13 protein-coding genes are annotated in these 12,827 nt (G+C 64.8%); 1 reads left to right on the top strand and 12 read right to left on the bottom strand.

The window, feature by feature from the left end:
• Positions 1-11: 11 nt before the first annotated feature.
• The 4 genes from ispG to ndk form a co-directional block, all read right to left on the bottom strand.
• Positions 12-1,328: a flavodoxin-dependent (E)-4-hydroxy-3-methylbut-2-enyl-diphosphate synthase gene (gene ispG / locus LJ656_RS17635; RefSeq protein WP_230510671.1), complete on the bottom strand. Its 1,317-nt coding sequence runs from the start codon at positions 1,326-1,328 to the stop codon at positions 12-14.
• A gap of 81 nt (positions 1,329-1,409) precedes the next feature.
• Positions 1,410-2,513: a helix-turn-helix domain-containing protein gene (locus LJ656_RS17630; RefSeq protein ID WP_230510670.1), complete on the bottom strand. Its 1,104-nt coding sequence runs from the start codon at positions 2,511-2,513 to the stop codon at positions 1,410-1,412.
• 214 nt (positions 2,514-2,727) lie between these two features.
• Positions 2,728-3,879 carry a dual-specificity RNA methyltransferase RlmN gene (gene rlmN / locus LJ656_RS17625; RefSeq protein ID WP_230510669.1) on the bottom strand — a complete coding sequence of 384 codons (1,152 nt, stop codon included), beginning with the start codon at positions 3,877-3,879 and terminating at the stop codon, positions 2,728-2,730.
• Positions 3,880-4,093: 214 nt separating this feature from the next.
• Positions 4,094-4,519, bottom strand: a complete 426-nt coding sequence (gene ndk, locus LJ656_RS17620) for a nucleoside-diphosphate kinase (protein WP_230510668.1) — start codon at positions 4,517-4,519, stop codon at positions 4,094-4,096.
• 269 nt (positions 4,520-4,788) lie between these two features.
• On the opposite strand from ndk, the gene LJ656_RS17615 reads away from it, so the two are divergent.
• Positions 4,789-5,487, top strand: coding sequence for a Bax inhibitor-1/YccA family protein (locus LJ656_RS17615; RefSeq protein ID WP_230510667.1), 699 nt, complete (start codon positions 4,789-4,791; stop codon positions 5,485-5,487).
• A 136-nt stretch (positions 5,488-5,623) separates the two neighbouring features.
• Here LJ656_RS17615 and LJ656_RS17610 read toward each other — a convergent pair whose 3' ends face one another.
• From LJ656_RS17610 to LJ656_RS17575, 8 genes are all read right to left on the bottom strand, one after another.
• A complete protein-coding gene (locus LJ656_RS17610; RefSeq protein WP_230510666.1) occupies positions 5,624-6,397 on the bottom strand; it encodes an MBL fold metallo-hydrolase in 774 nt (257 codons plus the stop codon).
• Between the two features lie 7 nt (positions 6,398-6,404).
• Positions 6,405-7,544 carry an NlpB/DapX family lipoprotein gene (gene bamC / locus LJ656_RS17605; RefSeq protein ID WP_230510665.1) on the bottom strand — a complete coding sequence of 380 codons (1,140 nt, stop codon included), beginning with the start codon at positions 7,542-7,544 and terminating at the stop codon, positions 6,405-6,407.
• Positions 7,545-7,670: 126 nt separating this feature from the next.
• Complete coding sequence (gene dapA, locus LJ656_RS17600; protein ID WP_230510664.1) at positions 7,671-8,588, bottom strand: 4-hydroxy-tetrahydrodipicolinate synthase; 918 nt, start codon at positions 8,586-8,588, stop codon at positions 7,671-7,673.
• A 43-nt stretch (positions 8,589-8,631) separates the two neighbouring features.
• Positions 8,632-9,231: a class I SAM-dependent methyltransferase gene (locus LJ656_RS17595; protein WP_230510793.1), complete on the bottom strand. Its 600-nt coding sequence runs from the start codon at positions 9,229-9,231 to the stop codon at positions 8,632-8,634.
• Positions 9,232-9,258: 27 nt separating this feature from the next.
• Positions 9,259-10,461 (bottom strand): tryptophan--tRNA ligase, encoded by a 1,203-nt coding sequence (locus LJ656_RS17590; RefSeq protein WP_230510663.1) that lies wholly within the window; start codon positions 10,459-10,461, stop codon positions 9,259-9,261.
• 7 nt (positions 10,462-10,468) lie between these two features.
• Entirely contained in the window at positions 10,469-11,131 is a 663-nt protein-coding gene (locus LJ656_RS17585; RefSeq protein ID WP_230510662.1) for a site-2 protease family protein, read from the bottom strand.
• A gap of 92 nt (positions 11,132-11,223) precedes the next feature.
• The gene (locus LJ656_RS17580; protein ID WP_230510661.1) at positions 11,224-11,859 is read right to left on the bottom strand and encodes an L-threonylcarbamoyladenylate synthase; all 636 of its coding nucleotides are present in this window, start codon (positions 11,857-11,859) and stop codon (positions 11,224-11,226) included.
• Between the two features lie 120 nt (positions 11,860-11,979).
• Positions 11,980-12,810 (bottom strand): 3',5'-nucleoside bisphosphate phosphatase, encoded by an 831-nt coding sequence (locus LJ656_RS17575; protein ID WP_230510660.1) that lies wholly within the window; start codon positions 12,808-12,810, stop codon positions 11,980-11,982.
• Positions 12,811-12,827 lie beyond the last annotated feature (17 nt).

Below are 12,827 nucleotides of genomic sequence, written 5' to 3'. Positions count from 1 at the left end.
ATTGCCGCGGTTTAGTTGAGCGCGTCGGCGCGGCCATAGCGGCGCTCGACGTAGTCGCTCACGATTTGCTGGAATTCTTGCGCGATATTGTCGCCGCGCAGCGTCTTGACCTTCTCGCCGTCGATGAACACCGGTGCGGCCGGATTCTCGCCCGAGCCCGGCAAGCTGATGCCGATGTTGGCCTGCTTCGATTCGCCAGGCCCGTTCACGATGCAGCCCATCACCGCGACGTGCATCTGCTCGACGCCGGGGAACTGGTCGCGCCACACCGGCATCTGCTGGCGCAGATAGGTCTGGATCTGCGACGCCAGTTCCTGGAACAGCGTGCTGGTGGTGCGGCCGCAGCCCGGGCACGCGATCACCATCGGCGTGAACGAGCGCAGGCCCATCGTCTGCAGGATTTCCTGACCGACGATCACTTCGCCGGTACGCGATGCGCCCGGTTCCGGTGTCAGCGAAATCCGGATCGTGTCGCCGATGCCCTGTTGCAGCAGCACCGACAGCGCCGCGGTCGACGCGACGATACCCTTCGAGCCCATGCCCGCCTCGGTCAGCCCGAGGTGCAGCGCGAAGTCGCAACGGCGCGCGAGTTCGCGGTACACCGCGATCAGATCCTGCACGCCGCTGACCTTGCACGACAGGATGATCTGGTCGCGGCCGAGGCCGAGTTCAACGGCGCGTTCGGCCGAGCCGATCGCCGACTGGATCAGCGCTTCGTACATCACGCTTTGCGCTTCCCACGGGGTGGCGCGCGACGCGTTTTCGTCCATCATCTTCGCGAGCAGGTCCTGGTCGAGACTGCCCCAGTTCACGCCGATTCGCACCGGCTTGTCGTATTTGACCGCCGCCTCGATCATCTGCGCGAACTGCGTGTCGCGCTTCGCGCCGTGCCCGACGTTGCCCGGATTGATCCGGTACTTCGACAGCGCTTCCGCGCAGGCCGGATAGTCGCGCAGCAGCAGATGGCCGTTGTAATGGAAGTCGCCGACGAGCGGCACCATCACGCCCATGCGGTCGAGCTGCTCGCGAACCGCCGGCACGGCCGCCGCGGCTTCCGGCGTGTTCACGGTGATGCGCACCAGCTCGGAGCCGGCCTGCGCCAATTCCTTGATCTGGATCGCGGTGCCGATCGCGTCGGCGGTGTCGGTATTGGTCATCGACTGGACGCGCACCGGCGCATCGCCGCCGATGGTCACCAGCTGGCCGCCCCAGCGGACATTGACCGCATGCGACTTGCGCCGCATCGCGGGACCGCCGAACACCGGCTCGTCTGAAACGATCTTGCTACAGGATTGGGATTGAGCCTCGGTTTGCATCGAAAAACCCATTTACGCCGCATGCGCTACAAACGCAGCGCCTGAATTGAAAAAGCGCCGCGGACCGGGTGGCCGCGGCGCGTACCGTATCTGTCAAGGCAGCGCGAAGCGCGCCACGTTGCCCTTGGCTGCCGAATATTTCGCGGGATCGACCGGCTGGCCGTCGAGCGTGATCGATTCGAGTCCGGCTTTGTTACCAACCGTGACCTTGAAGGGCCCAGCGCCGCTCACTTCCTTCGAATCGCCCGCATGCACGAGGCCCGAGAACAGCTCCTTGCCGTCTTTGCCGCGCACGCTGAACCAGCTGTCCTGGGTCACGCGCAGCGCGACGACCGCATCGCCCGGCGCCGCCACGGTCGCCGGCGCCGCTGCGCCCGCGACGACCGACGCCGGCGCGCTCGCGGCCGCCTTGGGCTGCGAGCTGGCCTTCGGTTCGGCGGCTGAGGCGTTCGTTGCGGGAGCCGCGCCTGCCGTCGTCCCGGTGGCGAGCGGCGTGGGCATCGGCGTCGCCGATGCTGCCGCGGTGTCCGCGCCCGCCGCATTATTGCCGGCAGTGGCGGCCGGCGCTGCCGCGTCCGGTGCTGCCGCCGCCGGAGCTTGTGCGACCACGCCCGACGCAACCGTTTCGCTATTTGTCGACCCGTTCGCGCTCGCCTTCAGACGCGCGAGCCACGCGGACGAATCACCACCATTGGTACGCCACATGCCGAGCGCGATGACCGCCACGACGATGGCCGCGACACCCCACAGCCACGAGCGGCTTTTGTGGCCGCTGTCGCCGAGCGTCAGCGAAACCTTGCCGCGCGGCAGGTCCTTGCCCGACGAGGCCGGCATCGACAGATTCGGCGCCGGCACGCCCTTTTCGCGACGCAGCGCGGCGGTAAACGGCGCCGGGTCGGCACCGAGCATCTTCGCGTAGCTGCGCACCACGCCGAGCGCGAAAGTGGTATCCGGCAGATGGCTGATGTCGCCCGCCTCGAGCGCTCTCAGCTTGACGACCGACACCTTCAGCCGCGCCGACACGTCTTCGATCGTCCAGCCCTTCGCTTCACGCAACTGGTTCAAGCGCGCGCCAACCGCCGCCAGCGAATCGAGGGCCGGCTGCACGACCGGCTGAACCACCGCACGCGCTACGGGTGCCGGATGGCCGTCGTTCGTATCTGTCTCGTGCGGCTGCGGGTGCTGCGGCTCACTCATCCCAAATCCTTTCGCGTCGATTCTTTTCTGGTGCAACCGGACGGGCTCGAGCCTCGCGTCCAAATCGCAGACCGTTTATAACAAAATGCGCGGCTTTGTGTGCCGCTCCTGATCGATTCTGCAAACTTTCTTTTCAATCGGCGGGGCATCTGGCACTTTGTTGCGGGCACGCGGTTTTTCGCGCGACCACTGGCGCCCTGCCAGCCCTGTCCGATTACACGGCGCGAACTTCAATGACCTTCGCCGCCTTCCCGGTGCGTTCGGCAAGACGGGTGCGGTCCTTCACCGCACCGGCCAGCTGACCGCAGGCAGCATCGATATCGTCGCCGCGGGTCTTGCGCACCGTGGTGACGACGCCCGCGTCCATCAGCACCTGCGCAAACCGCTTGATCTGTTCCGACTTCGAGCGGATGAGGCCCGATTCCGGGAACGGATTGAACGGAATCAGATTGAACTTGCACGGCACGTTACGCGTGACGGCGAGCAGCTCGCGCGCATGAGCCTCGCTGTCGTTCACACCATCGAGCATGCAATATTCGAACGTAATGAAATCGCGCGGCGCGACTTTCAGATAGCGCTCGCACGCAGCCATCAGTTCGCGCAACGGATACTTCTTGTTCAGCGGCACCAGCACGTCGCGCAGCGCATCGTTCGACGCATGCAGCGACACCGCGAGCGCCACCGGCAGATCGGCGCCGAGCCGGTCCATCATCGGCACGACGCCGGAGGTGGATAGTGTCACGCGCCGGCGCGACAGGCCGTACGCATTGTCGTCGAGCATCAGCCGCATGGCCGGCACAACCGCGTCGTAGTTGAGCAGCGGTTCGCCCATGCCCATCATCACGACGTTGGTGACCACACGTTCACCTTTACCGTCGCCGCCCATCGCGCGCCCACCGGTATCGCCGCGCGACGCGCGCAGCGCAAATTCGGCCATGCGCAGCTGGCCGATGATTTCGCCGGTGGTGAGATTACGGGAGAAGCCCTGCTTGCCGGTCGAGCAGAACCGGCAATTGACCGCGCATCCGGCCTGAGACGACACGCACAGCGTGCCGCGCGTTTCCTCGGGGATATACACGGTTTCAACGGCGTTGCCGTTGCCGACGTCGATCAGCCACTTGCGGGTGCCGTCGGTGGAAATATGGTCGCTGACGATGCCGGGCATCGTGATCGACGCGCGCCCCTTGAGCTTTTCGCGCAAGGACTTCGCGAGATCGGTCATACCGTCGAAGTCGGCAGCGTTGTACTGGTGAATCCAGCGCTGCAATTGCTTGGCGCGAAACGGCTTCTCGCCCAGGCTGTCGCAATAGGCGACGAGCCCTTGGGCGTCGAGGTCGAGAAGGTTGACGTTGGGACTGCTCGTCATATCGAATCCTGCCATTTCAGTGCGAGACTTTCATTCATGCAACAAGCTGCATGAACGCCCTGCCGATCGCGCCCATTCCTGCTGCTTTTACCTTACTACGTTGCCGGTCCGCGCGTGCGATTCGTGCGATCAAACCCGGCTACACGAAACCCGCGGCACGGAACCGGCCGGCACATTGCGCGGGACGCCGGTCACGCGCCGCCCGCATCAGTGCTTAACGTGCGTACACGTTGACTTGCGGGAAGAAGAAAGCGATTTCCACCGCTGCCGTTTCAGCCGCGTCCGAACCGTGGACTGCGTTCGCGTCGATGCTGTCGGCGAAGTCGGCGCGGATCGTGCCCTTGTCCGCCTTCTTCGGGTCCGTCGCGCCCATCAGTTCGCGGTGCTTCAGGATTGCGTTTTCGCCTTCCAGAACCTGCACCACCACCGGACCCGAGATCATGAACTCGACGAGGTCCTTGAAGAACGGACGCGCTGCGTGCACAGCGTAGAACTTCTCGGCGTCAGCACGCGACAGATGAACCATGCGCGATGCCGCGATCTTCAGACCAGCGTTTTCGAAGCGGCTGTAGATCTGGCCGATCACATTCTTTGCCACTGCGTCCGGCTTGATAATCGACAGGGTGCGTTCGATCGCCATAAAAACTCCAAAAAATTAAGAGGTTACAGATTCAAATGAATCCGCGATTGTAGCATGTTCCCGTGTATGATTGCGATTGAACCCTTACAGCACTGAAAGGTTGCTGCAGGAAGTCAAATAATTCTGGTAGCGTATGCTGTGTGGGGAATCGCAGGGCATTGAAACTCCCTGCCGCGGCGCTAATCTTAGGGGTAAATGCCGGCTCCGCCGGCACTTCACGAATTTCCGTATCACCATCACGAAACACGCTTGCGAGGTAAGGAGAGACCATGAACGATCATCCGTATATGTTTGGCCGCAACGGTGCGGTCAGCACGGCCGAAACGCGTAACCGGGTGCTACGCAATACCTACTGGCTGCTCGCGCTGTCGATGATTCCGACCGTGCTCGGCGCATGGGTCGGCCTCGCCACCGGCTTCTCGCTGTTCGCCGCGACCAGCCCGGCAATGAGCATGCTAGCGTTCTTCGCGATCGCGTTCGGCTTCATGTTCGCAATCCAGCGTACCAAGGACAGCGCCGTAGGCGTATTCGTGCTACTGGGCTTCACGTTCTTCATGGGGCTGATGCTGTCGCGCATCCTCGCGTTCGTGCTCGGTTTCTCGAACGGTCCGTCGCTGATCATGCTCGCGTTCGGTGGCACTGGCGTGATCTTCGCGGCCATGGCCACGGTCGCCACAGTCAGCAAGCGCGACTTCTCGGGTCTCGGCAAGTGGCTGTTCATGGGCGTGATCGTGCTGTTGCTGGCATCGGTCGCGAACGTGTTCCTGCAACTGCCGGCGCTGATGCTGACGGTCTCGGTCCTCGCGATCGTGATTTTCTCCGCGTACATCATGTTCGACGTGCAGCGGGTCGTGAACGGTGGGGAAACCAACTACATCACCGCGACGCTCGCGATTTATCTCGACCTGTACAACGTGTTCGTCAACCTGCTGGCGCTGCTCGGCATCTTCGGTGGCAACCGCAACTAAGTCCGGCCAACGCGCGGCGCTTCGGCGCCGCCTTCAGCGGCTAGAACAAAAGCCCATAACGATTACTCGTTATGGGCTTTTTTCATGGAGCGGCCGCCTGAAGTCGGCGTTGCGGTCACAAGTCGTCAGGGCGGCATCAAACCGACAACCACGCGAAACCGTCGGTTTGCGACGCCACCACGACCTCGGTGTGCGCCGCGCCGAGCACGCCGCCCAACGCCGCCTGCGCCAGCTCCGGCAGATTGTTCTGCTGACTCAGATGCGCAGCCACCAGATGCCGCAAGCGCGAGCGATCGAGCGACGCCAGAATGTCCGCCGCCGCGTCGTTGTTCAGATGACCATGATTGCCGCCGATGCGCGCCTTCAGCGACGGCGGGTAGCGGCTGCCCGCGAGCATCTGCGCGTCGTGATTGCACTCGAGCACCAGCGCGTCGCAGCCGCTCAGCACCGCACTGATATGCGGCGTGGACGTACCGACGTCGGTCAGCACGCCGAGCCGGCTCGCGCCATTCGAGAACACGTATTGCAACGGCTCGCGGGCGTCGTGCGGAACCGTATAGGGAAGAATGCTGAGGTCGCCGATCGCCACCGCCTCGTCGCCCCACAGCACCTGCAGGTCGACATCGGCTTCGTCGGCGCCCACCGCGCGCGCGGTGCCCCAGCTCATGTACAACGGAATCGACCACTTGCGCGCCAGCGTCAGCGCGCCGCCGATGTGGTCGCTATGTTCGTGGGTAATCAGAATTGCGTCGAGATGCTCGGCGCTTGCGCCGAGCCGCGCGAGACGCTTCTCGACTTCGCGCGCGGAAAAGCCGCAATCGAGCAGCACGCGGGTGGTAGTCGTACCGCTGTGCGCCTCGACCAGCAGCGCATTGCCTTCACTGCCGCTGCCAAGACTTGCGAAGCGCACGACCCACCTAGTTCAGTTGCGAGTGCAGCAGCGACACGATGCGCTGCGCGTCCGACGACGTATCGATCTGGCCGTTCGCGTTCAGCACCGCGACCTGGGTCACCGAGTCACCCTTCGCGCGCACGTTGACGAGGAATTCCTGCCCCGGCTTGCGCGCCGAATTGCCGCTGTAGAACAGCTTGCCGAACAGCCCTTCCCTCTTCAGCTCCTGCATCGAATCCGCGTAGCGCACGTAGTAGATGCCCTTCTCGCGATCGCGGTTGTCGACGGTGAAATTGGTGCGATCGAGCGCGAGGCCCACGCGCAGCCATGCACGGTCGAACGACTCCTGCAGGTCGAGCGTCGACGCGCCCGCGTTCTGCTCGATCGTGGCCGGCGCGGCGGCCGGACGCGCGTCGGTCAGCAACTGCTTCGACTGCGCTTCGGTCAGGCCGAACTTCTGCATCAGCTTGGCGAGGAACAGCGCCTCCAGCGCCGGATCGCGCGGACGCTCCTCCCAACGCGACGAGGTCTTGTCCTGGCCCGTCAGCACTTCTTCCATCGCGCTGTGCGTGATCGAGATGTCCGTCGTGCCGTTCGGACCGCGCGACACCAGCGTGCGGAAGCTGTCGCGTGTACCCGACGAGTATGCGAAGTCGATCAGCTTGCCCACCGTGCGGCGGAACCAGTCGTCCGGAATATTCGCGCGGTTTTCAGCCCAGTCGGTCGTCATGATGCCGGTGGACGCCGCGTCGGTCTTCAGCGCGAAGCCGTTCTCCTGCCAGAACTCCTGCAACTGCGGCCACAGCTGTTCCGGCGAACGTCCGTCGACCACCAGCCAGCGACGATCGCCGTCGCGCTCGATGTGCATGCCGAGCGGATCCTGCGCGGTCGGCTGGCCTTCGGACGCGTTGCCCGCAGCCGTCACGTTGCGCGCGGTCGCGCCGCCCAGCGCCAGATTGGCGGGCGGCGCCACGTAACGCTGGTCGGTCGGCGAGGTGCTCAGATCACTCGGCACCGCGAGCGGCGGCGCGCTGGCGGTGGACTTGTAATCGACGCGGTCGGAGGCAAACCAGTCGTTCAGCGTGTCACAGCCGGCGAGCGATGTCAGGGCAAGCGCCAGCGCCGCCATGCGGGTTGCGTGGAGGGAAAGTGCGGAACGTTTCATGAAGTCCTTCGTGATGCTGGAACGCGATGCCTGGTTCGGTCTGCCGGGAACGTGGGCTGAAGCGACGTCGGTTAATGAAATGCCGGTGGCGGTCTTGCGGACGCTGCGACTGGGCGGGCGCGCCGCTCAGCCGAGCAGGCCCGCTTCGCGCAGCGCGCCGCGCACCACTTCGTGGTATTGCGCGTCGAGCGGCGTGAGCGGCAAGCGGATGCCGCCCTGCACGCGCCCCATTTGCTGCAGCGCCCATTTCGCCGGAATCGGATTCGCTTCGGCGAACAGGTACTTGTGCAGCGAGAGGAGTTTCAGATGAATCTCGCGCGCGGTCTTCGCGTCGGCCGCGAGCGCGGCCTTGCACAGATCGCTCATCGCACGCGGCGCGACGTTCGCGGTCACCGAGATATTGCCGTGGCCGCCGAGCAGCATCAGTGCGAACGCGGTCGGATCGTCGCCGCTATAGATGCCGAAGTGCGCCGGCGCCGCCTTGATCAGATGCGCGGCGCGGTCGATGTTGCCGGTCGCTTCCTTCACGCCGACGATACCCGGCACCTGCGCGCAGCGCAGGATGGTCTCGTTGCTCATGTCGGCGACGGTGCGGCCCGGCACGTTGTACAGGATCACCGGCAGATCGACGCTTTCGGCGATCTTCGAGAAATGGCGGTAGATGCCTTCCTGGGTCGGCTTGTTGTAGTACGGCACGACCTGCAGCGTCGCGTCCGCGCCGACGTCTTTCGCGTGTTGCGTGAGTTCGATGGCTTCGGCGGTCGAATTGGCGCCCGCGCCCGCGATCACCGGAATGCGGCCCGCCGCGTGTTCGACCGCGGTCTTGACCATCAGCACGTGTTCTTCGACCGACAGCGTGGCCGACTCGCCGCTGGTGCCGACCACGACCAGCGCGTCCGTGCCTTCTTCGACGTGCCAGTCGATCAGTTTGCGAAACGCCGGCAGGTCGAGGCTGCCGTCTTCGAGCATCGGGGTGATGATGGCAGGGATGCTGCCGCGAATCTTGACACCGTCCTGGTGAGCGCTCTGGTTGCCGTTAGTCATGAAAAGCCATGAATTTGATCAGGTAAACCGCGATTGTAGCGGATTAGCCCGCCAACTCGTAACACGGTGGGAATGCCGTCTGCTCGGGGTTGTTCGAACCCGCGGCCTCGCGGATCGCGCAGATGCGCTGAATATAGGCCGGACGCGGCTGCGCAAGAAATCCGTCCTGGTACGCGACCACCCGCAACTGGCCGCGCACCCGCTCCAGCAGCTCGCCCGGAGCCAGCAAAAAGGCCGGATTAAATGGCTTGCCGACGCTTTCGTTTCCTTGCGCGAAGGTCTCGTAAACCAGCACGCCGCCGGGCGCGAGCGCATGCAGTAGCTGCGGGAACAGCGGCCGGTGCAGGTAGTTGGTCACGACGATCGCGGCGAACGCCGCATCGCCGGGCAACGGCCACGGCGCGTTTTCGAGGTCGGCGACGAGCGGCGACACGTGTGGCGCGTCGCGCAGCAACTCGAGCGCGGCCGCGTCACGATCCACCGCGGTGACCGGGTGCCCGCGTGACGCGAAAAAACGCGCGTGCCGCCCCGCTCCCGACGCGACGTCGAGCACCGCGCCGCCCGGCGCAACGAGGTGCGCCCAGTCACGCACCCAGCGCGACGGCTCACCGAGACCATGCGGAACGGCGACGGACGTACTCATCATCGGGGTCTGCTTTAACGCGCCGGCTCAGTTGTACGAAAGGCCCATCGCCTCGCGGACGTCGCGCATCGTTTCGGTCGCGAAGCGGCGAGCCTTGTCGCAGCCGTCGGCGACGATCGCGCGCAGCAGCGACGGGTCGTCCATATACTTCTGCGCGCGCTCGAGCATCGGCTGCTGCTCGCGCAGAATGCCTTCGACCACCGGCTGTTTGCAGTCGAGGCAACCGATACCCGCCGAGCGGCAGCCCTTCTGCACCCACTCGTGGGTCGCTTCGTCGGTATAGACCTGATGCAGCTGCCATACCGGGCACTTGTCCGGATCGCCCGGATCGGTGCGGCGCACGCGCGCCGGGTCGGTCGGCATCGTGCGAACCTTCTTCGTGATCGTTTCCGCGTCTTCACGCAGACCGATCGTGTTGCCGTACGACTTCGACATCTTCTGACCGTCGAGGCCCGGCATACGCGACGCTTCGGTCAGCATCGCCTGCGGTTCGACGAGAATGATCTTGCGCGAACCTTCGAGGTAGCCGAACAGGCGCTCGCGATCGCTCATCGACAGGCTCTGCGACTCCTGCAGCATGGCGCGCGCGCGTTCCAGCGCTTCGTCGTCGCCTTCCTGCTGATACGCGTTGCGCAGCTCGTGATACAGCTTCGCGCGCTTGCCGCCGAGTTTCTTCGCGGCTTCGTTGGCCTTTTCCTCGAAGCCCGGCTCACGGCCGTACAGATAGTTGAAGCGGCGCGCGATCTCGCGCGTCATCTCGACGTGCGGCACCTGGTCTTCGCCAACGGGGACCAGCGAGCCGCGATACAGCAGGATGTCGGCCGCCATCAACACCGGATAGCCGAGGAAGCCGTAGGTGGACAGGTCCTTGTCCTTGAGCTTCTCCATCTGCTCCTTATAGGTCGGCACACGTTCGAGCCAACCGAGCGGCGTGCTCATGCCCAGCAGCAACGCGAGTTCCGCGTGCTCGGGCACCTTGCTCTGGATGAACAGCGTCGCCTGGGCCGGATCGATGCCGGAAGCGAGCCAGTCGACCAGCACGTCCCACACGTTCTTTTCGATCACTTCGGGCGTTTCGTAGTGGGTCGTCAGCGCATGCCAGTCGACCACGCAGAAGAAGCACGGGTATTCGGACTGCAGCTTGACCCAGTTTTTCAGCACGCCGTGATAGTGGCCGAGGTGCAGCGACCCGGTGGGCCGCATGCCGGAGAAGATACGGTCTGGGAACATGGTTGTATTAGAAGAGCGAAACGAGTGGAGTCAGAATGGCGGTGATCGCGCCGTAACCGAGCGTAACGAGCGGCCTGAGCCAGAAACGGGTGAGCGTGCCCGTCATCACCAGCGCCATCACGATGAAAAAACCGTAGGGCTCGAGGCGCGCGAGCATCAGCGACGGCCGCGGCGGCAACAGCGCCATCAGCACGCGGCCGCCGTCGAGCGGCGGCAACGGGAACAGGTTCAGCACGCCGAGCACGAGGTTCACGCCAACCCCGGCGGCCGCCATGCGGGTGAAAAACGGTTCGTCGACATTGAGCACGGCAAGCGCGACGCCGACCACGCCCCAGATCAACGCCTGAATGAAGTTACACAGCGGCCCGGCCGCCGCGACCCACAGGCTGCCCCAGCGCGGATTGCGCAGATTGCCGAACGCGACCGGCACCGGCTTCGCATAGCCGAACATGAATGCGCCGCTGGTCGCGAAATACAGCAGCAGCGGAATCGCGATCGTGCCGAGCGGATCGATATGGCGCATCGGGTTGATCGACACGCGGCCGAGCACGTAGGCGGTGTTGTCACCGAGCCAGCGCGCGACGTAGCCATGCGCGGCCTCGTGCAGCGTGATCGCAAATATCACCGGCAGCGCGTACACCGCAATGGTCTGTATCAGGGAAGAATCCATAACTCGCTATTGTAACAATGCGCCTGCGCGCGTCTGTCCGCTTTCGCTCATGCTGTTCGAGCTGTTCGAGCTGTTTGAGCTGTTCGAGCCGCTCAGGCCGCTTCGGCAAGACCGAACGGCGCGAGCGGGCCGCGCCCTGCTCGCACCAGCACCGGCTCGGCGCCGGTCAGGTCGATCACGGTGGACGGCTCGCACACGCACGCACCGCCGTCGATCACCAGATCCAGCTGCTTTTCGAGTCGCGCGCGGATTTCCTCGGGGTCGTTCAGCGCTTCGGTTTCGCCCGGCATGATCAGCGTGGTGCCGAGCAGCGGCTGGCCGAGTTCCTCGAGAATCGCGAGCGTGATCGCGTGATCGGGCACGCGCAGACCGATCGTCTTGCGCGACGGATGCGACACGCGCCGCGGCACTTCCTTGGTCGCCTGCAGGACGAACACGTACGGCCCCGGCGTCACCGATTTAAGCAGCCGGTACTGGCGGTTGTCCACCATCGCAAAATTCGCCAGCTCCGACAGATCGCGCACCAGCAGCGACAGCAACTGCTTTTCGTCGAGCCCGCGAATGCGCCGCAGACGCTCGACCGCGTCCTTGTCGTCGAGATGGCACGCAAGCGCGTAGGTGGAGTCGGTCGGCAATGCGACGACGCCGCCCTCGTTGATGATCTGCACCGCCTGCTTGACGAGGCGCGGCTGCGGATTGTCGGGATGAAGCCGGAAGTATTGGGACATGGAGACTCACGATGACGACGCAAGCGCGGCGGCGGATGGACTACGGCGTAGGGTGGGCATAGTGCGCGCTGCAGCCGGCCGGCCCGCGCGTGTGACGTGCCGATACGGCACGACCCGGCGTCACAGCCAGCGTTCCCAGACGGGCTTGAGATCGGCCGGCAGCGGCGGCAACGCGCCGAGTTCGATGCGGCCTTCGCCGGGTGCGTGAAAGTCGGAGCCGCGCGACGCCTCGAAGCCGTAGCGGCGCGCGACGTCCGCATATTCACGGTATTGGTCGGGCGTATGACTGCCGGTGACGACCTCGATCGCTTTGCCGCCGAGGTCGATGAACTCGCCGAAGAACGCGTCGAATTCGAGCTGCGAATACGCGTAGCGGCCCGGATGCGCGACGATCGCGACGCCGCCCGCCGCCTTGATCCAGCCGAGTGCGTCGGCGAGTTTGGACCAGCGGTGCGCGATACAGGCCGGCTTGCCGTCGCCAAGATAGCGGTCGAACACTTCCTGGGTCGTCGCGCAGTGGCCGTGATCGACCATGAAGCGCGCGAAGTGCGTGCGCGACATCATGTCGGGATTCGACACGTATTTCAGCGCGCCTTCGTACGCATCGGGAATACCGAGCGTGGCCAGTTGCTCGCCGATTGCCTCGGCGCGCGCGGCGCGGCCGTCGCGGGTGCGGGCGAGACCGTCGATCAGGATCTGGCTGGTCGGATCGATGCCGAGTCCGACGATATGCACGGTGCGCGCCGCCCACGTGACCGAAATCTCGACGCCGCTCAGATAGCGCATGCCGAGCGCCTCGGCGGTGGTACGGGCCTCGAGCTGGCCGCCCACTTCATCGTGATCGGTGAGCGCCCAGAGCGTCACGCCGTTCGCATGCGCGCGGCGCGCGACGTCGGCCGGCGCGAACTGGCCGTCGGAAACGGTGGAATGACAGTGAAGATCGGCGTTCATCGTGGTCCTGAAAAGGT

It is taken from the genome of Paraburkholderia sejongensis (assembly GCF_020880815.1).
In the GTDB taxonomy this organism is placed as follows: domain Bacteria; phylum Pseudomonadota; class Gammaproteobacteria; order Burkholderiales; family Burkholderiaceae; genus Paraburkholderia; species Paraburkholderia sejongensis.
The sequence above is the reverse complement of the archived record's forward strand: the minus strand, read 5'-3'. Positions and strand labels throughout refer to the sequence as shown.

What these genes read in the sequence shown, in the direction of transcription:
- ispG (WP_230510671.1), bottom strand. Translation starts at nt 1,328, where the DNA reads ATGGGTTTTTCGATGCAAACCGAGGCTCAATCCCAATCCTGTAGCAAG.
- LJ656_RS17630 (WP_230510670.1), bottom strand. Translation starts at nt 2,513, where the DNA reads ATGAGTGAGCCGCAGCACCCGCAGCCGCACGAGACAGATACGAACGAC.
- rlmN (WP_230510669.1), bottom strand. Translation starts at nt 3,879, where the DNA reads ATGACGAGCAGTCCCAACGTCAACCTTCTCGACCTCGACGCCCAAGGG.
- ndk (WP_230510668.1), bottom strand. Translation starts at nt 4,519, where the DNA reads ATGGCGATCGAACGCACCCTGTCGATTATCAAGCCGGACGCAGTGGCA.
- LJ656_RS17615 (WP_230510667.1), top strand. Translation starts at nt 4,789, where the DNA reads ATGAACGATCATCCGTATATGTTTGGCCGCAACGGTGCGGTCAGCACG.
- bamC (WP_230510665.1), bottom strand. Translation starts at nt 7,544, where the DNA reads ATGAAACGTTCCGCACTTTCCCTCCACGCAACCCGCATGGCGGCGCTG.
- dapA (WP_230510664.1), bottom strand. Translation starts at nt 8,588, where the DNA reads ATGACTAACGGCAACCAGAGCGCTCACCAGGACGGTGTCAAGATTCGC.
- LJ656_RS17595 (WP_230510793.1), bottom strand. Translation starts at nt 9,231, where the DNA reads ATGAGTACGTCCGTCGCCGTTCCGCATGGTCTCGGTGAGCCGTCGCGC.
- LJ656_RS17590 (WP_230510663.1), bottom strand. Translation starts at nt 10,461, where the DNA reads ATGTTCCCAGACCGTATCTTCTCCGGCATGCGGCCCACCGGGTCGCTG.
- LJ656_RS17585 (WP_230510662.1), bottom strand. Translation starts at nt 11,131, where the DNA reads ATGGATTCTTCCCTGATACAGACCATTGCGGTGTACGCGCTGCCGGTG.
- LJ656_RS17580 (WP_230510661.1), bottom strand. Translation starts at nt 11,859, where the DNA reads ATGTCCCAATACTTCCGGCTTCATCCCGACAATCCGCAGCCGCGCCTC.
- LJ656_RS17575 (WP_230510660.1), bottom strand. Translation starts at nt 12,810, where the DNA reads ATGAACGCCGATCTTCACTGTCATTCCACCGTTTCCGACGGCCAGTTC.